Consider the following 469-nt stretch of genomic DNA (forward strand, 5'->3'; position numbering starts at 1 on the left):
GTGATCCTGAACGCGCTCGCGGGCAAGCCGCTGCCGATCTATGGCGACGGCTCGAACGTGCGCGACTGGCTCTATGTCGAGGATCACGCCGATGCGCTGCTTCTCGTGCTGGAGAAGGGCGCTTTGGGCCGCAGCTACAATATTGGCGGCGAGAACGAGCGGTCGAACCTCGAGCTCGTCCAGACGATCTGCACCATTCTCGACAAGCTGCGTCCGGGTGATGCGTCCTATGCCGATCTGATCACCTTCGTCACCGACCGCCCCGGCCACGATGCGCGCTACGCGATCGACCCGACCCGCATCCGCGAGGAGCTGGGCTGGCGGCCGAGCGTGACGGTGGAGGAGGGGCTCGAGCGCACCGTGCGCTGGTATCTCGAGAACGAAGATTGGTGGCGCCCGCTGCTAGAGCGGCACGGCGTCGGCGAAAGGTTGGGCAAGGCATGATCCTCGTCTTCGGACAGACCGGCCA

The 469-nt window shown here is 65.5% G+C and carries 1 protein-coding gene; it reads left to right on the forward strand.

Annotated features, from left to right (window positions below):
- On the forward strand, positions 1 to 444 hold a 444-nt coding region (locus tag BMI87_RS21875), incomplete at its 5' end, for a dTDP-glucose 4,6-dehydratase (protein ID WP_146681749.1).
- Positions 445 to 469 lie beyond the last annotated feature (25 nt).

It is taken from the genome of Thioclava sp. F28-4, assembly GCF_002020045.1.
Taxonomy (GTDB): Bacteria; Pseudomonadota; Alphaproteobacteria; order Rhodobacterales; family Rhodobacteraceae; genus Thioclava; species Thioclava sediminum.